Source organism: Aeromonas sp. QDB62, assembly GCF_027705695.1.
Lineage (GTDB): Bacteria > Pseudomonadota > Gammaproteobacteria > Enterobacterales > Aeromonadaceae > Aeromonas > Aeromonas allosaccharophila.
In genome coordinates, this window is the sequence record NZ_JAPDCD010000027.1 from 19,884 (window position 1) to 38,768 (window position 18,885).

General features: G+C 59.5%; 18 protein-coding genes. 11 read left to right on the plus strand and 7 right to left on the minus strand.

Going from position 1 to position 18,885, the window contains the following annotated elements:
- Positions 1-93: 93 nt before the first annotated feature.
- Positions 94-2,274 (minus strand): phosphate acetyltransferase, encoded by a 2,181-nt coding sequence (pta, locus tag OKC27_RS14270; RefSeq protein ID WP_042059882.1) that lies wholly within the window; start codon positions 2,272-2,274, stop codon positions 94-96.
- A 56-nt stretch (positions 2,275-2,330) separates the two neighbouring features.
- Positions 2,331-3,533, minus strand: a complete 1,203-nt coding sequence (locus tag OKC27_RS14275; RefSeq protein WP_042059883.1) for an acetate kinase — start codon at positions 3,531-3,533, stop codon at positions 2,331-2,333.
- A gap of 304 nt (positions 3,534-3,837) precedes the next feature.
- Here OKC27_RS14275 and yfbV point away from each other — a divergent pair, with 304 nt between their 5' ends.
- Positions 3,838-4,278: a terminus macrodomain insulation protein YfbV gene (yfbV, locus tag OKC27_RS14280; RefSeq protein ID WP_005339116.1), complete on the plus strand. Its 441-nt coding sequence runs from the start codon at positions 3,838-3,840 to the stop codon at positions 4,276-4,278.
- 59 nt (positions 4,279-4,337) lie between these two features.
- Here yfbV and OKC27_RS14285 read toward each other — a convergent pair whose 3' ends face one another.
- The 3 genes from OKC27_RS14285 to OKC27_RS14295 form a co-directional block, all read right to left on the minus strand.
- Positions 4,338-4,838: a YfbU family protein gene (locus OKC27_RS14285; protein WP_270806414.1), complete on the minus strand. Its 501-nt coding sequence runs from the start codon at positions 4,836-4,838 to the stop codon at positions 4,338-4,340.
- 144 nt (positions 4,839-4,982) lie between these two features.
- Entirely contained in the window at positions 4,983-5,456 is a 474-nt protein-coding gene (gene bcp, locus OKC27_RS14290) for a thioredoxin-dependent thiol peroxidase (protein ID WP_270806415.1), read from the minus strand.
- A 24-nt stretch (positions 5,457-5,480) separates the two neighbouring features.
- A complete protein-coding gene (locus OKC27_RS14295; protein WP_005341119.1) occupies positions 5,481-6,014 on the minus strand; it encodes a glycine cleavage system protein R in 534 nt (177 codons plus the stop codon).
- Between the two features lie 205 nt (positions 6,015-6,219).
- Here OKC27_RS14295 and dapA point away from each other — a divergent pair, with 205 nt between their 5' ends.
- The 3 genes from dapA (at position 6,220) to OKC27_RS14310 (ending at position 9,500) form a co-directional block, all read left to right on the plus strand.
- A complete protein-coding gene (dapA, locus tag OKC27_RS14300; protein ID WP_058053052.1) occupies positions 6,220-7,107 on the plus strand; it encodes a 4-hydroxy-tetrahydrodipicolinate synthase in 888 nt (295 codons plus the stop codon).
- Positions 7,100-8,227: an outer membrane protein assembly factor BamC gene (gene bamC / locus OKC27_RS14305; RefSeq protein WP_042059891.1), complete on the plus strand. Its 1,128-nt coding sequence runs from the start codon at positions 7,100-7,102 to the stop codon at positions 8,225-8,227. The genes dapA and bamC overlap by 8 nt, the downstream gene beginning before the upstream one ends.
- A 169-nt stretch (positions 8,228-8,396) precedes the next feature.
- Positions 8,397-9,500 carry a phosphoribosylaminoimidazolesuccinocarboxamide synthase gene (locus OKC27_RS14310; RefSeq protein ID WP_162626928.1) on the plus strand — a complete coding sequence of 368 codons (1,104 nt, stop codon included), beginning with the start codon at positions 8,397-8,399 and terminating at the stop codon, positions 9,498-9,500.
- Positions 9,501-9,629: 129 nt separating this feature from the next.
- Here the strand turns inward: OKC27_RS14310 and OKC27_RS14315 are convergent, their stop codons facing one another.
- Positions 9,630-10,232, minus strand: coding sequence for a short chain dehydrogenase (locus OKC27_RS14315; RefSeq protein WP_100646724.1), 603 nt, complete (start codon positions 10,230-10,232; stop codon positions 9,630-9,632).
- Between the two features lie 97 nt (positions 10,233-10,329).
- On the opposite strand from OKC27_RS14315, the gene OKC27_RS14320 reads away from it, so the two are divergent.
- The 4 genes from OKC27_RS14320 (at position 10,330) to OKC27_RS14335 (ending at position 13,250) form a co-directional block, all read left to right on the plus strand.
- Positions 10,330-11,229: a LysR family transcriptional regulator gene (locus OKC27_RS14320; protein WP_270806416.1), complete on the plus strand. Its 900-nt coding sequence runs from the start codon at positions 10,330-10,332 to the stop codon at positions 11,227-11,229.
- 71 nt (positions 11,230-11,300) lie between these two features.
- Complete coding sequence (locus OKC27_RS14325) at positions 11,301-11,942, plus strand: DUF2057 domain-containing protein (RefSeq protein WP_270806417.1); 642 nt, start codon at positions 11,301-11,303, stop codon at positions 11,940-11,942.
- 73 nt (positions 11,943-12,015) lie between these two features.
- On the plus strand, positions 12,016-12,462 hold the full coding sequence (locus OKC27_RS14330; RefSeq protein ID WP_270806418.1) for an HIT domain-containing protein: 447 nt from the start codon (positions 12,016-12,018) through the stop codon (positions 12,460-12,462).
- An 89-nt stretch (positions 12,463-12,551) separates the two neighbouring features.
- A complete protein-coding gene (locus OKC27_RS14335; protein ID WP_042656806.1) occupies positions 12,552-13,250 on the plus strand; it encodes a DUF3334 family protein in 699 nt (232 codons plus the stop codon).
- Positions 13,251-13,315: 65 nt separating this feature from the next.
- Here the strand turns inward: OKC27_RS14335 and OKC27_RS14340 are convergent, their stop codons facing one another.
- Positions 13,316-14,314 (minus strand): DUF2860 family protein, encoded by a 999-nt coding sequence (locus OKC27_RS14340; RefSeq protein ID WP_270806419.1) that lies wholly within the window; start codon positions 14,312-14,314, stop codon positions 13,316-13,318.
- Between the two features lie 165 nt (positions 14,315-14,479).
- On the opposite strand from OKC27_RS14340, the gene arcB reads away from it, so the two are divergent.
- The 3 genes from arcB (at position 14,480) to OKC27_RS14355 (ending at position 18,730) form a co-directional block, all read left to right on the plus strand.
- Positions 14,480-16,792 (plus strand): aerobic respiration two-component sensor histidine kinase ArcB, encoded by a 2,313-nt coding sequence (arcB, locus tag OKC27_RS14345; RefSeq protein ID WP_058053057.1) that lies wholly within the window; start codon positions 14,480-14,482, stop codon positions 16,790-16,792.
- Positions 16,793-16,843: 51 nt separating this feature from the next.
- On the plus strand, positions 16,844-18,208 hold the full coding sequence (dgt, locus tag OKC27_RS14350; protein WP_270806420.1) for a dGTPase: 1,365 nt from the start codon (positions 16,844-16,846) through the stop codon (positions 18,206-18,208).
- A 318-nt stretch (positions 18,209-18,526) separates the two neighbouring features.
- Positions 18,527-18,730: a hypothetical protein gene (locus OKC27_RS14355; protein ID WP_075113699.1), complete on the plus strand. Its 204-nt coding sequence runs from the start codon at positions 18,527-18,529 to the stop codon at positions 18,728-18,730.
- Positions 18,731-18,885: the final 155 nt, after the last annotated feature.

Genomic DNA, 18,885 nt, shown 5'->3' on the forward strand with positions numbered 1-18,885 from the left:
ATGTTTCACTGGTCTTCAAAAGAGAACTAATAAAAAAGGCTGCTCACCTGGGGTGAGCAGCCTTTGTGATCGGTTTTTTCAGGCTAGAGCTGATTAAGCTTGTTCGTCAGCCTGAGCTGCCTGGATACCGGTCAGAGCGATGGTGTAGACGATGTCGTCAACCAGAGCGCCACGGGACAGGTCGTTGACCGGCTTGCGCATGCCTTGCAGCATCGGGCCGATGGAGACCAGATCAGCAGAACGCTGTACCGCCTTGTAAGTGGTGTTACCGGTGTTCAGGTCAGGGAACACGAACACGGTGGCTTTACCGGCAACCGGTGAGTTCGGTGCCTTGGACTTGGCCACGTTCTCCATGATGGCCGCGTCGTACTGCAGCGGACCGTCGATGATGAGGTCGGGGCGCTTGGCCTTGGCCAGCTCGGTCGCTTCACGCACTTTCTCTACATCGGCACCGGCGCCAGAGGTACCGGTAGAGTAGGAGATCATGGCGACGCGCGGCTCGATGCCGAACGCGGCGGCGGAGTCGGCGGACTGGATGGCGATCTCGGCCAGCTGCTCGGCAGTCGGATCCGGGTTGATCGCGCAGTCACCGTAGACCAGAACCTGGTCAGGCAGCAGCATGAAGAAGATGGAGGAGATCAGGGAAGAGCCCGGAGCGGTCTTGATGATCTGCATCGGCGGACGGATGGTGTTGGCAGTGGTGTGCACCGCGCCGGATACCAGGCCGTCAACTTCATTGCGCTCCAGCATCATGGTACCCAGTACCACGTTGTCTTCCAGCTGCTCGCGGGCAACCACTTCGGTCATGCCCTTGTTCTTGCGCAGCTCGACCAGACGCGGCACATAGCGCTCGCGTACCACAACCGGATCGATGATCTCGACGCGATCGGTCAGTACCACACCCTGCTGCTCTGCAACACGACGAATCTCTTCCGGGTTACCCAGCAGCACCGGACGGGCGATGCCACGCTCGGCGCAGATGGCGGCAGCCTTGATGGTGCGCGGCTCATCGCCTTCCGGCAGCACGACACGCTTGTTGGCATGGCGGGCCAGCTCGGTCAGCTGATAACGGAACGCCGGCGGGCTCAGACGACGGGAACGGGTAGAGCTGACAGTCAGCGACTCGATCCAGTGTTTGTCGATGTGGCCAGCTACATAGTCCTGCACCAGTTCGATACGCTCGCGGTCATCTTCCGGGATATCGACGTTGAAGTTCTGCAGGCTGACGGCGGTCTGCCAGGTGTTGGTGCCGGTGATCATGATCGGCAGGCCGGTAGCCATCGCCTGTTGGCACAGGGCCATCACTTGCGGTTCCGGATGGTAGTTACCGGTCAGCAGCAGCGCACCCAGCTTGACGCCGTTCATGGCGGCCAGGCAGGCGGAGACGATGACGTCGGAACGGTCGCCAGAGGTCACCAGCAGGCTGCCCGGACGGAAGTGCTCGATCATGTTGTGGATAGAGCGGGCACAGAAGGTGACGGTCTGCAGGCGACGGCTGTCCAGCTCGCCCTTGTTCAGGATCTTGGCCGCCAGATGCTTGGCGAGATCTTTGGCGCGCGGGGCGATCAGCTGGGTGTTCCACGGGATGCAGCCCAGGATGCGCAGCGGGCTCTTGCCGAACACTTGCAGCACTTCCAGGTTGTGGGCGGCGTCAGACGCATGGTGATGCGCCTCGAACATCTCGGTCAGATCAGGGCGGGTTACGCCGTGCTCGTCAACCGGTGCACCCACCTTGTTGATCACGCAACCTACGATACGGGGGTTGTTGACACCACCGAAGTTGGAGCAGGCCAGCTCGATGCGCTCTTTCAGCTTCTGGCTGGAGTCATGGCCCGGGTGGGTCACGAATACCATGTCAGCGTCCAGCGCCTTGGCTACGTCGTAGTTCAGCTTGTTGGCAAAGGGCTGCTTGTCGGTCGGCACCATACCTTCGACAACCAGCACTTCGGCACCGCTGGTTTTCACGTGCTCTTCGAAGCGGGCCACGATCTCTTCCAGCAGGATGTCGGTGTTGCTGGCGCTGATCATGTTCTCGGCGTAGGAGAGGGCGAACGGCTCGGGCGGATTGATGTTGGCAGCAGCGCGGATAACGGCGGTAGAGCGCTCGGTACCGGTTTCACCCGGACGCGGCTGGGCAACCGGTTTGAAGAAGCTGACATTGACACCGTGACGTTCCATAGCGCGAACAACGCCAAGACTCACGGAAGTTACGCCGACACCAGTGCCGACCGGGATAAGCATAATAGTGCGTGCCACTTTATACCCCTTGTTCATTTTTTGGGATCAGGAAAAGGCCGCCCTGGTGGGCGGCCTCGAGGTTACTGCGTCAATTAAGCGCCGACCAGTTCCAGCGCGTCGTGGGCAATCACCCACTCTTCATTGGTCGGGATAACCAGGGCCTTGGTAGAACCGGCCTTGGTGATCTCGCCGCCCTTGCCAAAACGAGCCTTCAGGTTGGCGTCGTGATCGACGTCAAAGCCCAGCAGACCCAGCTTGTTCAGGGTGATTTCACGGATAGGTGCGGAGTTTTCACCGATACCACCGGTGAAGACGACGGCGTCCAGACGACCATCCATGGCGGCGGCGTAGGCACCGATGTACTTGGCCAGGCGGTAGCAGTAAACGTCCATGGCACGCTTGGCTTCTTCTTTGCTGTCGTAGTTGTCTTCAACGAAACGGCAGTCGGAGGTGACTTCGGTCAGACCCAGCAGGCCGGACTCTTTGGTCAGCATGGTGTTGATATCGGCAACGCTCATGCCCAGCTTGTCGTGCAGGAAGAAGATGATGGCCGGGTCCAGATCGCCGGAGCGGGTACCCATGACCAGGCCTTCCAGCGGGGTCAGACCCATGGAAGTATCGACAGACTTGCCGTTCTTGATGGCGCAGACGGAACCGCCGTTGCCCAGGTGGCAGTTGATGATGTTCAGCTCTTCAACCGGCTTGTTCAGCTGCTTGGCAGCTTCCAGGCTGATGTAGTAGTGGCTGGTACCGTGTGCGCCGTAGCGACGGATGCCGTTCTCTTTGTAGAGCTTGTACGGCAGGGCGTACAGGAAGGCTTCTTCCGGCATGGACTGGTGGAACGCGGTATCGAATACGGCCACGTTCTTGTCAGCCAGCGCCGGGAATACGCGGCGCGCTTCACGGATACCGATCAGGTGAGCCGGGTTGTGCAGCGGAGCGTACGGCACAGCGGCTTCGATACCGGCAATCACGTCTTCGCAGATGACAACGGAAGAGGTGAAGCGCTCGCCACCGTGAACAACACGGTGACCGATGGCGATCAGGTTCTTGGCCAGTTCCGGATTGAGCGGCAGGATCTTGTTGACGATGAAGTCCAGTGCTTCCTGGTGAGCGGCACCCGCGCCCAGATCGGCACTGCCTTTCTCGCCATGCAGTTTCCACTTGATGCGGGCGTCGTCGAGGTTGAAGCACTCGGCCAGGCCGGACAGCAGGTCATCACCGGTGGTTGCGTCAATGACAGCAAACTTCAGGGAAGAGCTGCCACAGTTAAGAACAAGAACCAGCTTACTCATGAATAAATCCTATCGCAGATTGGGTTGTGTAGGCGGATGCGTTGGACGCGGTGCGGCCAAAAACTTTCAACTTATCCTTATGAGGGTTGGCAATCTGTTGCTTGCCCCTTGTATAGTGATACAAGACCCGAAATCCAGACGTCCCTGACAGGTCAATAGCAAGACGCTTTTGACGCAAAAATGGGCGTACAAAGGATAACCCGATTGTTGAAAAATAACAAAGTCATCCTCAACCTTTGTTACTTTGCATCAAATTTTGTCGAGGTTTTGCCGTTGGTACGTTCAAAAAGCGCTCGGAGGTAGTATGAGCATGAACATTTTTGGAACTAAGTTACAGCAAGGGCGCCATTATATGACGCTTTGGCCGCGCCGTCCCGAGCTCAATTCGATGTTTCCTGAAAATCGGGTGATCAAGGCGACCGAGTTCGCCCTCAAGGTGATCCCCGCGCTGGCGGTGCTGAGCGTGATGCTGCAGTTCCAGTTTGGCGAGCTGCACTACTGGCCCTCCGTCATCACTTCCGTGCTGTTTCTGCTCAGTTTGCCGCTGCAGGGCTACTACTGGCTCGGTCAGCGGGCCGACACCCGTTTGCCCCCTTCGCTGGCGAGCTGGTATCGGGAGATTAACGGCAAGATGAACGAGCAGGGCGGCCGTCGTCAGCTGGTGTCACAACCGCGCTACGAAGAGCTGGCCGATACCCTCAAGGCCGCCTTCCAGCAGCTCGATAAATCCTTTCTCTACGAATAACCCGATTCAGATGCAAAAAGGCGCCAGTGGCGCCTTTTTTGTTGCGGTCGGTGTGCGGATCAGGCCGCCAGTACCTTGTGGATCTCCTGGATGGAGAGCTTGTACTGACGCGGGCACTGACGCCACACCTGCAGCATCCGCTGGTACTTGTCGCGCATGGCGATGTCGCTGGAGAGCTCGTCGCACGGGCACTTGAGCTCGGGGAAGCGCTTGTCCACTTCCAGCAGGAAGCAGACGTAGTCGGCCAGCTCCCGCTCCTGACTGCGGCTGTAGCCGTTGAACTCCAGACGGCTGGCATTGATCTCGCCCTGATCGGCGGCATCCAGATTGCCCCATGAGATGGCCAGTGCGTGGTGCAGCTCCAGGGTGTCGATCACCTCCTGGCAGGTCGCCAGATCCAGATGGCCGAAGCTCTTCTCCAGCTCGAGGATCTGCAGGCAGTAGCCGCGCTCGATGATGGTGCTGGCGCGCTGGTAGACGTCCGCCTTCTCCGGGTTGAGTTTCGCCAGAATTTCGTACTGGTTGCTCAGGATCAAACGCTCAGTGTTGCTCATGTTCATGGGATATCTCGCTGGAAGATGATTCTGGGGTCACGTTAACCCATATATAAAATGAATTTTTTGATCTGGGCGGGGGAGTTGGTGAGAAAAATCCGCTGGCAAGGGGCTACTGACCAGACAAAAAAGGCCTGCATGGCAGGCCTTTCAATGACGCAGGGGAGGGTTACCCCTTAGTACCACCTGATGGTGATCGCTGGTTTTGAACTTGTCGAAGTGGTGGGCAATCTTGCCCTCTTCATCGATCAGGAAGCTCTGACGGTGAATGCCGTCATACTCCTTGCCCATGAACTTCTTCGGGCCCCAGACGCCAAAAGCATCGGCCACGGCGTGGTCTTCATCGGCCAGCAGGGTGAAGTTGAGCTGGTCCCGCTCTTCGAACTTTTTCAGCCGTTTGGCCGGATCCGGGCTGATGCCAAGTACCACCACATTGAGGGCGGCCAGCTCGGCGTTCACATCGCGCAGGCTGCAGGCCTGGGTGGTGCAGCCGGGGGTCATCGCCTTGGGATAGAAGTAGACCAGCACTTTTTTGCCGCGCAGGCCAGCGAGGCTGACCTGATTGCCATTCTGGTCGGGCAGGGAGAAATCGGGGGCGGGGCTGCCAGCTTGTAGTGGTTGCATGGGGTCTCCTCGGGTAAAACGCCCTCAGGCGTGTTTGCGATTGACGATAAACTCGAACGATTCGGCACCCAGTTGACGACAGAATTCGGCGAAGGCGGTTTGCGAACCTTCCACTTCACCCTCTCTGGCCAGATTGAGCTGAAAACTGATCTTCAGCAGGTTGAACGGCTGCTGCTCCAGAGTCATGGATTGCATCGCCTGGATGTTCCAGCCATGTTCGCTGAAGAACTGGGTGCACTGACTTACGATGCCGGGCTCGTCGCGGATCAACAGATCGGCACTGGCGCGGACGTCATACTGCAGAGACTGGTGGCGTTCGGTGCGTTTCATCATGGTGATGAGATCCCACTCCTGACTACGCAGGGGTAGGCTGATTTCGAGTTGCATCAAGCTGTTCCAGTCGCCCGAGAGCAGCATGATAAAGGTAAATTCATTGCCGAAGATGCCAAGGCGGCTGTCCACAATGTTGCAACCACAGCCACTGACGTGGCGGGTCACTTCATTGACGATGCCAGGCCTGTCCGTGCCGATGGCCGTTACGACCAGGTAGTGAGTCATAAATCTTCTCTCGTCCGTTATTTCGTTGCGAAAGCCGCGCTGGCAAGCCAACCCTCCGGCCCTGATGACCACTCCCTGAGGGGCGCTGCCGACTTTCGTCCATTGCTTTTTGTGCCGGATGGTATCACGGCTTGCCCCCTCTCTCCCTTGTTTTTCAAAGGGGGCAGCTTTACCATTACGCCCCTGAAAATCGGGAGAAAAGTCCATGTTACGCGGTAGTATTGTTGCGCTCGTTACCCCCATGCTGGCTTCAGGTGAAGTCGATTGGGCCAGTCTGGCCAAACTGGTCGACTATCATGTCAGCGCCGGGACCAGCGCCATTGTTGCGGTGGGTACCACGGGGGAATCGGTGACCCTGAGCGAGCAGGAGCATATCGCCGTCGTTGAAAAGACCGTTGAGTATGCTGCCGGACGCATTCCCGTCATTGCCGGTTGCGGCTCCAACAATACCGCCCATGCCATTGAATTGACCAGACGACTGGCCAAAACCGGCGTGGTGGCGGGCCTCTCGGTGACCCCTTATTACAACAAACCCACTCAGGAAGGTCTCTATCGTCACTATTGTGCGATCGCCGAGGCTAGTGGTCTGCCCCAAATTCTTTATAATGTGCCCGGTCGAACCTGCTGCGATCTCAAACCGGAGACCGTGGCCCGTCTGGCCAAGGTTCCCGGCATTATCGGTTTGAAAGAGGCAACCGGTGATTTGAGCCGCACCCCGCTGCTGCGCGAACTGTGCGGGCCGGAGTTTGCTCTCTACAGTGGCGATGATGCCACTGGTTGTGATTTTATGCTGCAAGGTGGCGATGGCGTGATTTCGGTCACCACCAATATTGCAGCGGCCCAGATGGCCGACATGTGTCGTGCTGCGCTGGCCGGTGATGCCGGGCGGGCGCATGACATCAACAATCTTTTGATGCCGTTGCACAAGACTCTGTTCTGCGAACCGAGCCCTACCCCGGTGAAATGGGCCTGTGCCCAACTGGGGTTGATTGCAACAGCCACCTTGCGCCTGCCGCTGGTTGACCTCACCCCCGAGGGCGAGCAGCTGATGGCGCGAGCACTGACCACAGCGGAGTTGATGGCGAGTGTTTAAATCTAATGGAAAGGGAAATAGAGCCCGTCTGGTGCTGAGCGTTGCGACCCTGGCCGTCTTGGCCGGTTGCAGTACCCCCCAGGATCGCAAAATGGCCAACCGCGACTTCGATTATGAAGATGCCCGCCTTGAGGGCCGCGCGTTCTTGATCCCCGCAGGATTGAGCGCCCCCACCTTCAACAGCCAGTATGATATTCCGCCGCTGCCCGAGAGCAGCCGTGAAGGTGCCCTCGGCGCCCAGATCGACGTGCGCCCGCCCGCCCAGCTGCTGACCGTGGTACCGGGCAGTCAGGTGGTGCAGGCCGCAGCCGAACCGACCGTTGCCTTCTATGCCCTGAGCACCAGCCAGAGCGTGGAGCGCGATACCTGGTCGTTCCTGATGAACTTCCTGGCCAAACACAAGGTCACCACCGAGAAGCTGGATCAGCAGGATGGCGTATTGCAGACCGGCTGGTTTGACAACACGGTCGCCCTCGATGGCTGGGGTGAAGATGACGAAGACTTCAAAATCCGTCAGCGTTACCAGTTCACCGTGCGTAACGATGCCCAGCGCCACGCCGTCAACATGTCGGTCCGGGTGCTGGATCACGAAGAGACCATCGACGGCGAGACCAGCAACAAGCTGACCCCTGCCGATGCCCAGCGCTATGCCGCGCGGGTGCTGAACCAGTTCTCTCTCTATTACGACAGCCAGCTGAAAGCCCGCGAACAGCACAAGTTCAACGATGGTATGGGCCTGCAGCTGGGTCTGGACAACAACGAACTGAGCGCCTGGATTGCCGAAGGCTCCTTTGATCAGGTGTGGCGTCGCCTCAACCAGGTACTGCCCGCTTACGGTTTCATTATCAAGGACACCCAGCAGTCACTGGGTTGGATCGACGTCGAGTACGAAGAGCCGGGTGCCGAGTTCTGGAAGGCGAAAGGGAGCGAGCCGTTCAAACTGGAGGAGGAGAAATACCGCTTCCAGCTTGGCGAAATGGCGGGAGGCAAGACCTCCATCACCCTGTTCGACAAGGACAAGAAGCCGGTGTCGTCCGGGGTTATCTCCCAGATGTATATCAGCCTGTCCGAGGCGTTCGCCAAGGGGCTGGCCGATCAGGCAGCAGCAAAAGCAGAATAAATACAGGGGCCTTGTGCCCCTGTTTTGTTATCAGAATTCCCCTGAACACGAGGGGGGATTGTGACCGGTTTTCGATGAGGTGAGCCCCCTTGCCAGCATGCTGCAAACAGAGCTCGCAGGTGAGGGACTCGCGATGTTTACCCCCCACAAACAGGAAGTGTTATTAGCCATGAGTCTTGCAGATCAAGTATTGGCGGTGAATGACGATTTGCCGATCCGTACCGATAAACCTGTCCATTCCGGCAAAGTGCGCAGCGTCTACTGGTTGACCCCCGAAGACAGTGCCCGGCTCATAAAAGAGAAAGGCTATGATGTGCCGGCCGATGCGCCCCTCGCCCTCATGGTGATCAGCGATCGCATCTCGGCCTTCGATTGCATCTGGCAAGGTGTGGATGGCCTGAACGGCGTACCGGGCAAAGGGGCGGCGCTCAACGCCATCTCCAGCCACTGGTTCAAGCTGTTCAAGGAGAAGGGACTGGCCGACAGCCATATTCTGGATATTCCGCACCCCTTCGTCTGGATCGTGCAAAAAGCCCGTCCGGTGATGATCGAGGCGATTGCCCGCCAGTACATCACTGGTTCCATGTGGCGTGCCTACAAGGATGGAGAGCGCGAGTTCTGCGGCATCACCCTGCCGGAAGGGCTCAAAAAGGATCAGAAGCTGCCGGAGATCCTCATCACTCCGTCCACCAAGGGTGTGCTGAAAGGGCTGGATGGCGTGCCGGAAGCCGATGACGTCAACGTCTCCCGTGCCGATATCGAGCGCCACTACAAAGGCTTCAACTTCAGCAAACCGGCCGACATCGACCGCTACGAAGTGCTGCTCAAAGAGGGCTTCAACGTCATCAGCGACGCGCTGGCCGGGCTGGATCAGATCTTCGTCGATACCAAGTTCGAGTTTGGCTATGTCCACGATGCGGCAGGCAACGAGAAGCTGATCTACATGGACGAAGTGGGTACTCCCGACAGCTCCCGTATCTGGGATGGCGCGGCCCTGCGCGATGGTCAGATTGTCGAGAAGTCCAAAGAGGGTTTCCGTCAGTGGCTGCTGAACCATTTCCCGGATCCGGACATCCTGCTCAACAAGAACCGCATGCCGGAACGTTTCGCCCTGGCTCGCGACAACAAGCTGCCGACCGAAGTGATGATGGATATCTCCAACACCTACGTCGGGATCGCCGAGAAGATTATCGGCCACAAGCTGGTGCGCTCTGCCAATCCCAAGCAGGAGATCATCGAGGTGCTGCGCGAGCAGTACGGGCTGATCGACTAAGGGTTGCTCTCTTTTTTTCGTCGTCAACAAACAAACGTTTGCTGGTGGTGAGGGAGATAGGCAGAGAAACAGACGGGCCCCGCTGCGGGGCCCGTTTTTATGGCTGGTCTGGCGGTAAGCGAGCGGCGATCAGCCGTTGACCCTGAACACCTGACCGGTCTGGATACCCAGCACCGACTTCTTGTAAGCCTGCGCCACCTTGGCGGCGGGCACCGGCACGAAGCCCGGGAAGAAGTCGGCGTATTTGTCCATCGACTCCTCCAGCACGGTGGGGCTCACCACGTTGATGCGCAGGCCCCGTGGCAGCTCGCAGGCGGCCGCTTTCACAAAGTGATCGATGGCGCCGTTGACGGTGCTGGCGCTCACGCCCCAGTTGATTGGCTCCTCGCTCAGGATGCCGCTGATCAGGGTGATGGAGCCCTTGTCAGTCAGATAGGGGATGGCGGCGCGGGTCAGGTTGATCTGGCCCATCAGCTTGCTCTCCAGTCCCACCTGCCACTGCTCGTCGGTCATTTCGGTCAGGCCGTTGAAGGCCACGCTGCCGCTGGCGACAACCAGTGCATCAAACTGGCCCAGCTTGGCGAACAGCGCCTTGATGGAGGCGGGATCGCGCATGTCGACCGTGGCATCACCACGGCTGTGGCCGACCCGGATCACCTGATGATCTTTGGCAAGCAGTTCACTGACCGCGGAGCCGACGGTGCCGGAGGCACCCACAATCACAATTTTCATCTGCATCACTCCTGGTTGGGATGTATCGATTTTAGCGCAACAGAAAATGCGAAAAAGCGCGTAAAATAAACCCATTGTTTCCATATTGGAGCTAATGATGGATATCGCCCATCTGGCCAGCTTTTACGAAGTGGTGCTGCGCGGCAGTTTCTCGGCCGCTGCTGATACGCTGGGAGTGAGCAAGGGGATGCTGAGCCGCCATGTCAGTGCGCTGGAGACCTCACTCAATGCGCAACTGTTGCAGCGCACCACCCGCCGCCTCAGCCTGACCGAGGCGGGCAAGACCCTCTACCAGCAGGCGGGGGAGATCTTCGCGCTGGCACGGCAGGCGGAGCAGGATATTCAGGCGCTGACCGAAGAGGATAGCGGACGACTGCGCTTTACCTGCCCGGTCAGCACCGGCGATCGCATGGTGAGCGATCTGCTGACCAGTTTTGCCGCGCTCTGCCCGGGAGTGGAGGTGGAGCTTAACTTCACCAACCAGATGGTCGACATGAGTCAGGGGGAGAACGATATCGCCCTGCGCGCAATGAACGAGGTGCCGGACAATCTGGTGGCCCTGCCGCTCGGTCGGCTCAAGGATGTGGTGGTGGTGAGCCCCGCACTGGTGGCGCGAGAGGGGCGTCCTGCCACTCCCTATGAGCTGAGCGGGCGCAGCTGCCTGTTGCAGGGGCACAATCCGGCCTGGGAGCAGTGGCACTTCAGCCGCAAGGGCGAAGAGGCCCATATTCTGGTGCAGGGCAAGGTGCGGGCCAACCATTACAGTACCGTGTTGCAACTGGCGCGCGCTGGTATGGGCTATGCCAAGTGCCCGCTGATGCTGGTGGAATCGCTGCTGATGGCGGGGGAGCTGGTAACCGTGCTCGACGAGTGGCAGAGCGGCCTGCATCAGCTCCATGTGCTGCATGCCCAGCAGCGGCGGGTACCGCGCAAGATCCGGCTGTTCAAGCAGGTGCTTGCCCAGTGGTTTGCCGAGCGGCCCAACTACCTGCTCTGAGCGGCGTTATTTTTCTGTCATCTTCGGCTGCTACCCTGCGCCCATCATCGGCATCAGGAAGATCAGTGGGAATGAAGAGTAATAGAGGGTTGACCGGTTTTGTACTGCTCTATGCAGTCTTGGGGGCCGGCAGTGTACAGGCCATGGTGGAAGTGAAGGTGCCGGAGAATTTCCGCATCCTCGCGGTGAGCAACGGCACCCTGCAGGATGAGCAGCATGCCACCCTGGCGGATGGCGAGCAGCAACTGCTGGTGCGCTTCGAAGGGGTGATCCCCAGTCGCAGCAGCAGCGAGAATGACCGGCAGGTGCGCTCCGAGCCGCAGGTGGTGCGCTATCAGGGCAGCAATCAACATTTGCAGCTGACTGCCAGCGTACCGGGAGACGAGCGGGGCATGCAGGCGTATGCCAAGGCACCAGTGGTAGCGTTGCAGGAGAATGGCCGGGCGCTTGCCATCCAGCAGGATGCGCTGGTGACCAGCGGCATGCTGCTTGGGGTGGATTGGAACGGCAAACTGGCTGAATACAACCGCAGCGGCGGCAAGGCGGCGCTGACGGCCGTCGCCGTTGCTGCGCAGCCAACGGCTACGCTCGCCAGCGGGGCGCAACCCGTTGTGGCAGCCAGCGAGCTGGAAGGGCAGTTGCAGCAGCTGTTCCTGCAGGCCGATCCGGCCCTGCGCAAGCGCTTTATCGGTTGGGCCGTGCCGCAGCTTTAAGTTTTCCGCCCGTTGCAGTAACGTGGACACTCCTTTTTCAGGCGCTCTGTTCATCGAACTCAACGAGGTTTTCATGTTTGAATTGCATTCACGCCTGCAGGCAGATACCCGGTGGCTCGGGGATCTGCCCCTCTGCCGTGTCTTGCTGGCCAAAGACAGCCAGTATCCTTGGCTGATCCTGGTGCCGCGAGTGGCCGATTTGCGGGAAATTCACCATCTGGCGCCGGAGCAGCAGCAACAGCTGATGCAGGAGTCCTGCGCCGTCGCCGCCCTGATGGAACAGGCCCTCAGCCCGGACAAGATCAACATAGGGGCGTTGGGCAATCTGGTGCCGCAACTCCACCTTCACCATGTCGCCCGCTTTGCGACGGATCGTGCCTGGCCCGGCCCCATCTGGGGAGCTCATCCGGCCGTGCCTTACGAGCCACAAGTTTTGGCGCAGCAGACCGATACATGGCGTGTCCGGCTCGCCAAGCTGAGTGGCTTCACCCCAGTGGCTGCTGATAACGGAGTCAACTGAGAGGCGTGTCGCTATTTCAGTCTCCGGGCCGCGCCATCTGTTAGAGTTATGGTATAGATAAGCCCATTTTCGATGTTCAGGAAGGTCCCATGATAGTGACAAGATCCGATGACGATGCCGTATTGACCACAGAGGATGTGCTGCTCAGCCTGTGCAACTCGGTGACGGACGTTTTGAGTGCCGCGACCATGAGTCAGGTGCGTTTTTCCGGCATGGTGCAGCGGATCAGCAAGACCTGCCTCAAGCCGGATATCGGCTGTTTCGTGCTGTTCGATGGTGGTTTTTCCGGTCTGGTGGTGATCAACTTCTCCGCCGCCGCCGCCATGGAGCTGTACGAGAGCTACATGCTCAGCATGGGGCTCTCCAAGGAGGATCTCGCCATCTCCCACACCTCGGACGAGGTGAGCAACGTGATGGGCGAGCTGATGAACCAGATCGTCGGCAGCTTTACCGTCAAGGTGGGCCGGGATCTGCAGACCCACATCACCCAGAACCAGCCGAAGATGCTGGCCCTCAACAAGCAGGTGATGCTGAGCGTCGATACCAATCTCGACAGCCCGGAGTCCCGCCGCGTCACCTTCTTCACCGCCCGCAACAACATCTTCTATCTGGAGCTGGCGATGGACAAAACCGAGTTCATCCGCATCCACAATGAGGGGATGGAGCATGAGGAGCTGGATCCCGATGCGCTGATCGCCCAGACCAAGCTGGATGCTGCCAAGCCGGTTCAGGCTGCGGCGCCGGTCGCCAACGATCACGACGATCTGCTCGACTCCCTCGGGATTTGAGACGCAAGCCAGACGACATCAAGGCCACTTTCGAGTGGCCTTGTGTTTTTGCGCTGTACCAGGGGTCAGAAGTTGTAGAGCAGGCCGGTGCTGAAGCGGGTGGCTTGTGAATCGTAGAAGCTGATATCCGAGCTGGATTTGCCATACGCCGCGCTGGCGGTCGCCGAGAGGGCGCTGACGCCAAACAGGTTGTGCCAGAAGAAGATGGCGTTCGCCGCAAACTCGTCGGCATCGGCGTACTGGCCGAAGAGGGGGTTGGCCTCGTCGTAGTTGCTCTGGCCGAGGTAGAGGTTGCTGACAAATGACCACTGGGCGCCCCGCTTGGCATAGGTCAGCTGCATGCCGCTCTGCTTGTAGCGCTGGGCGCGCCCGTCGAGATCCGCATCGCGATAGATCAGCGCGGGCTCAATCACGTGGCCGCCGCTAAAGCGCCACTGATAGGAGAGTTCGAGGGCGTGGATCTTGCCGTTGCGATCGAGGGCCGAGGCGTAGTTGGTATGGTGGATGGCGTCGTATTGCTGGCCGCTGCGCTCTTCATCCACGTCGATGTTGCGGGTGGTCAGGCTACCGTTGAAGTTGCTGCCCCAGATATTGTCCCAGCTTGCCCGCACGCCGGTCGAGTTGATGTCGGTCGAGCTGCGGGCCACCCCCACGGCAAACGGATCGCTCCACTGCTCGGTTGGCATGGCGCTGAACACCAGCGAGCCACCGACAATCCCCTTGTCCCCCAGCTCCTGCCGCAGCCCCAGTTGCTGGGTGAAGTCGAAGCGAATGGCATCCTGGATCAGGTTGCCGAGAAAAAGCTGGGTGCGGGTGTCGGCAAAGGTGTAGCGGATGTCGGCATTGATCAGCGGCGTGACGGCCGAACTGCTCTGCGGGCTGCCCAGACCGGAGAGGGTGTTGTGGTCATCATCGCCGCTGTAGAAGTTGGATTCATAGTTGACGACATTGATGCCGCCCAGCAGAAAACCGGACCAGCCGGACTCTTTGGGAATGCTCCCCAAATCGGCATGGGCGCTGTTGGCGACAAGCAGGCCAAGGCCCAGCAGAGAGATGTGACGCATCGAAGTGTTCTCCTGATCTGATCGTTCGGGATGAAAAGATGAGGTTCAAGTTGCCGACATTCGTCAGCCAGCTCACAGAATCGTGACGCAACGGGATGAGATAAAGAAGAGTTCCCCCTGTTGTGCTGGTATTCTGTACCGCGAATATCGGGGGAAAACAACAAGATGAAACAGATTAAATCCTGGGCGCAATATTACGTCGATCTGATGACCAAGCTGGGGCTGGTGCGTTTCAGCATGTTTCTGGCGGCGGGCATTATCGTGCTGGCGGTCGCCATCCAGATGGGGGTGACCCTGTTCCTGCGCGGCAATATCGATGTGATCGACTTCGTTCGCTCGGTCTTCTTCGGCCTGCTGGTGACCCCCTGGGCCGTCTATTTTCTCTCCATCGTGGTGGATCAGCTGGAGGACTCCCGCCAGCGGCTGACGCGCATGGTGCGCAAGCTGCAGGATATGCGCGAGCGGGATCTGGAGCTCAATACCCAGTTGCAGGAGAACATCAGTCGCCTCAACGCCCAGATTGCCGAGACCAACCGGGCCGAGAGCCTGCGTCTGCAGGCCATCGAGGATTTGGAGAACGAGGTGTTCCAGCGCGAAAAAGCCCAGCTCCATCTGGGGGAGCGCACCGCCCTGCTGCGCTCCTTTATCGACTGTTCTCCCGATCTGGTCTACTACCGCAACGAGGATGAGCAGTTCTCCGGCTGCAACCGCGCCATGGAGGAGCTGACCGGCAAGGTGGAGGCGGAGCTGATCGGCCTGACCCCGTTCGATGTCTACAAGCAGGAGATCGCCAACAAGATCGTCGAGACTGACCGGCAGGTCTTCGCCAGTAACGAGCCGCTCACTTACGAGCAGTGGCTGGAGTATCCCGATGGCCGCAAGGCCTATTTCGAGCTGCGCAAGGTGCCCTTCTTCGATCGCTTCGGCAAGCGGCTCGGTCTGCTCGGCTTTGGCCGCGACATCACCGAGCGCAAGCAGTATCAGGACAAGCTGGAGAAGGCGAGTCGCGACAAGACCACCTTTATCTCCACCATCAGCCACGAACTGCGCACCCCGCTCAACGGCATCGTGGGCTTAAGCCGGATGCTGATGGATACTCCCCTCGATCCCAAGCAGCATCAGCAGCTCAAGACCATTCACCTGAGTGCGGTGACTCTGGGCAATATTTTCAACGACATCATCGATCTCGACAAACTGGATCGCCGTCGCCTCGAAATTGCGCCAACCCGTATCGACCTGCCTGCCTTCCTCGACGAGCTGGAGACCCTGTCGCGCATTCAGGCGGAGCAGAAGGGGCTCTACCTGCATTTCGACCGCGACGGCGACATGCCGCAATTCGTGATGGCCGATGGCACCCGCCTGCGTCAGGTGTTGTGGAATCTGGTGGGCAACGCGGTCAAGTTTACCGATGAGGGGGGCGTCACCGTGCGCTGCCTCGCCCATCCTGCCGACGAGCCGGGCAAGCTGGCGCTGCACTTCGAGGTGGAGGATACCGGCGTCGGCATCCCGCGCGCCCAGCAGGAGAAGATCTTCGCCATGTACTATCAGGTGCAGGGCAAGAAGCACGCCACCGGTACCGGCATTGGCCTCGCGGTCTCCCGTCAGCTGGTGCAGGCGATGGGTGGCCAGCTCTACGTGGACAGTGATCCGGGCGAGGGCTCCTGCTTCACCGCCGAACTGGAAGTGGCCTGCGCCGAGCCGGTGCTGGTCGAGCCGGAAGAGGAGATGCCCTCCCTCGATATCCTGCTGGTGGAGGATGTGGAGCTCAACGTGACGGTGGCTTGCGCGTTGCTCAACAAGCTGGGTCATCAGGTGCAGGTGGCACGGGACGGCACCCAGGCGCTGGCGATGGCCAACCCGGATGATTTTGACCTCATTTTGCTCGATATCCAGCTGCCGGACATGACCGGCTTCGATGTGGCGGAACAACTGCTGGCGCGTTATGGCGACAGCCTGCCGCCCATGGTGGCGCTCACCGCCAACTCCACCGGCGATCGCCAGTACTACCGGGATCACGGCATGCAGGATGTGATCAACAAGCCGCTCGGCTCCAAAGCGGTGCGGGAGGTGATTGGCCACCTGTTTGCCGGTCTGGCCGAGGATGAAGCGGACGAGCAGGCGGATGCGGGCAATCAGGATGCGCTGCTGGACTTGCCCTTCCTCACCGATTACGCCGATACCGTGGGCAAGCCGGTGCTGCTCTCCAGTGTCGATCTGTTCGAGAAGATGATGCCGGACTACATGGCGGTGCTCGACTCCAACATGATTGCCAAGGATCAGGCGGGGGTGGTGGAGGAGGCCCACAAGATAAAAGGGGCGGCAGGTTCCATCGGCCTGCGCCGTCTGCAGCAGACGGCCCAGCTGATCCAGAGCCCGGATCACCCCGCCTGGTGGGAAAACGTGGAAGACTGGATTGAGACGCTGCGCCGCGAATATCCCGGCGATATCGCCCGTCTGCGGCGCTGGTTGTTGTCTTGAGGCGGGTGGTTGTCTTGAGTCTGAGGGACGTTGCTGGCAAGGAGCTGCAAGATGTATAGCCGTTTGATTACCCCCGCGCGCATCCACTCCAGGGGTGACGAAGATCTGCTGGAGGCGACCGAGCAGGATCGCGCCCGCATCGTGCAGGCCGCGCCGGTGCGCCGTTTGCAGCAGAAGACCCAGGTCTTTCCGCTCGATGTGAAGGCCTCGGTGCGCAGCCGCCTCACCCATTCGCTGGAGGTGCAGGAGACCGGTCGCCAGATCAGTCGCCGCATTCTGGCCGCCTTGCCTGCAGGCGTGGTGTGCGAGGGGGCCTTTATCAATCTGGTGGAGATGTCCTGCCTGCTCCATGACGTGGGCAACCCGCCGTTTGGCCACTTTGGCGAGCAGGTGATGAGCCAGTGGCTCGGCGAGATGCTCGATCCCCTCTATCAGCAGGCGCTGGCGCAGCCCCCCTCGGCCCAGTGGGCGGAATTGCGTCAGGATCTGCAGCTGTTTGATGGCAACGCCCAGAGCCTGCGGCTGGTGCATAGCCTGCACGAACTCAACCTGACGCTCGGGCAGCTGGCGGCGCTGTGCAAATACCCGCAGCAGCCGCAACCCGGCGTGAGTTACGGCCAGCATCATGGCTGGAGCAGCAAGCGCGGCATCTTCTTCAGCGAGCAGCCGCTCTACCGCGCCCTCGGCCAGAGTCTGGGGCTGGCCCCCGGCTGTCGCCATCCGCTGGTCTACATCATGGAGGCGGCAGACGACATCTCCTACTGCATCGCCGATCTGGAAGATGCGGTGGATCGGCGGATCCTGACACTGTCAGAGCTGCTGGTGGCGTTGCGCCGTGCTGATGGAAGCGACTATCTGGCGGCGTTGCTGGATGAGGCATTGGCCTCTGGCCGGGGCTTTTTCCCCCATTTTCGCCAGCAATTGACCCGTGATCTGGTGGCACTGGCGGCGCAGAGCTATGTCAGCGAACATCAGGCCATTTTGCAGGGCTCCTATCCGCAGGCACTGCTGCACGGTCAGGCGCCGGCGGCGCGGGTGCTCGATATCCTCAAACAGGTGGCCCGCGAGCTGGTCTTTATGCGCCCCGAGGTGGAAGCGCTCGAGCTGGAAGGGTATGCGGCGCTGCGCGGGGTGCTGACCAGTTATGCCTGCCTGTTGGCGCTGCCGGCGCGGCAATTTGCCCGCCTGCTGGCCGGGGAGGGGAGTCAGGATCTCTTCTTCGCCCGCCGCCTCTATCACCGCCTCTCGGCCCGTCACCTCAAGGCCTACCGGCTGGCGATCGCCACCCCGGACTCACGCTTTGCCTGCCAGCATGAGCAGGAGTGGTATTACCGGGTGCGGTTGCTGCTCGATTACGTCAGCGGCATGACAGATACCTATGTGCTGGAGGAGTACCGGCTGCTCTCCGGGATCTGATGCCCGGGGTTGCCCCTGGTCAGGCAGCATAAAATGCCAGGAAAACGTTTAAAAAGGAGTCGCAGGAGGCTTGTTTTAAATTCGGATATTTTTTAGACTTCTGCAACCTGTTCAACTTTTACACGGTAAGGAGACGAATATGCAACATCTGATGCTCAATATTGCATTCTCTCGCGGCACTGCGTGCGGCGTGAAATCTCGTGCTCTTTTACCGCGTGGCGTAAACAGGTAACCCCTGTCTTTTTATCACCCGCGGTTCGTCCCGCAGGGTGATATCCACTTTCTCCGGGAGAACCGCCTGTTCTACTGGAGAATGTCATGTCTATCGAACTGGTTTTATTGCGCAGTGTTGAATCCCTGGTCCAGAGAAGGATTGCCCGGGTCGAGCGTCGTCTCGTGCAGGTCAATCTGTCACCCGCCCTGCTCAGGGATATCGGGCTGGAAGGGTATCAGGGTCAGGTCTCCCTCGTTCGCGAGCGGGAGTATCAAACCGGCTTCCGACTCGGGAATCGAATAACCTGATGTAAGGGGCCTGTATGGCCCCTTTCTTGGCATTGATGGCAGACCCCGGTCTGCCATTTTCATTTTATTAAGCTGTGGTTAAGTTAAAACGCGAATATCCATTCGCGAATTTTGCGAAAATCTCTATTATTTGCGGCCGACTTTTCTTTGGATTC

Excerpts from the sequence above, each read along its gene's own strand:
- pta (WP_042059882.1), bottom strand. The coding sequence starts at position 2,274 with ATGAACAAGGGGTATAAAGTGGCACGCACTATTATGCTTATCCCGGTC.
- OKC27_RS14275 (WP_042059883.1), bottom strand. The coding sequence starts at position 3,533 with ATGAGTAAGCTGGTTCTTGTTCTTAACTGTGGCAGCTCTTCCCTGAAG.
- yfbV (WP_005339116.1), top strand. The coding sequence starts at position 3,838 with ATGAGCATGAACATTTTTGGAACTAAGTTACAGCAAGGGCGCCATTAT.
- OKC27_RS14285 (WP_270806414.1), bottom strand. The coding sequence starts at position 4,838 with ATGAACATGAGCAACACTGAGCGTTTGATCCTGAGCAACCAGTACGAA.
- bcp (WP_270806415.1), bottom strand. The coding sequence starts at position 5,456 with ATGCAACCACTACAAGCTGGCAGCCCCGCCCCCGATTTCTCCCTGCCC.
- OKC27_RS14295 (WP_005341119.1), bottom strand. The coding sequence starts at position 6,014 with ATGACTCACTACCTGGTCGTAACGGCCATCGGCACGGACAGGCCTGGC.
- dapA (WP_058053052.1), top strand. The coding sequence starts at position 6,220 with ATGTTACGCGGTAGTATTGTTGCGCTCGTTACCCCCATGCTGGCTTCA.
- OKC27_RS14310 (WP_162626928.1), top strand. The coding sequence starts at position 8,397 with ATGAGTCTTGCAGATCAAGTATTGGCGGTGAATGACGATTTGCCGATC.
- OKC27_RS14315 (WP_100646724.1), bottom strand. The coding sequence starts at position 10,232 with ATGAAAATTGTGATTGTGGGTGCCTCCGGCACCGTCGGCTCCGCGGTC.
- OKC27_RS14320 (WP_270806416.1), top strand. The coding sequence starts at position 10,330 with ATGGATATCGCCCATCTGGCCAGCTTTTACGAAGTGGTGCTGCGCGGC.
- OKC27_RS14325 (WP_270806417.1), top strand. The coding sequence starts at position 11,301 with ATGAAGAGTAATAGAGGGTTGACCGGTTTTGTACTGCTCTATGCAGTC.
- OKC27_RS14330 (WP_270806418.1), top strand. The coding sequence starts at position 12,016 with ATGTTTGAATTGCATTCACGCCTGCAGGCAGATACCCGGTGGCTCGGG.
- OKC27_RS14335 (WP_042656806.1), top strand. The coding sequence starts at position 12,552 with ATGATAGTGACAAGATCCGATGACGATGCCGTATTGACCACAGAGGAT.
- OKC27_RS14340 (WP_270806419.1), bottom strand. The coding sequence starts at position 14,314 with ATGCGTCACATCTCTCTGCTGGGCCTTGGCCTGCTTGTCGCCAACAGC.
- arcB (WP_058053057.1), top strand. The coding sequence starts at position 14,480 with ATGAAACAGATTAAATCCTGGGCGCAATATTACGTCGATCTGATGACC.
- dgt (WP_270806420.1), top strand. The coding sequence starts at position 16,844 with ATGTATAGCCGTTTGATTACCCCCGCGCGCATCCACTCCAGGGGTGAC.
- OKC27_RS14355 (WP_075113699.1), top strand. The coding sequence starts at position 18,527 with ATGTCTATCGAACTGGTTTTATTGCGCAGTGTTGAATCCCTGGTCCAG.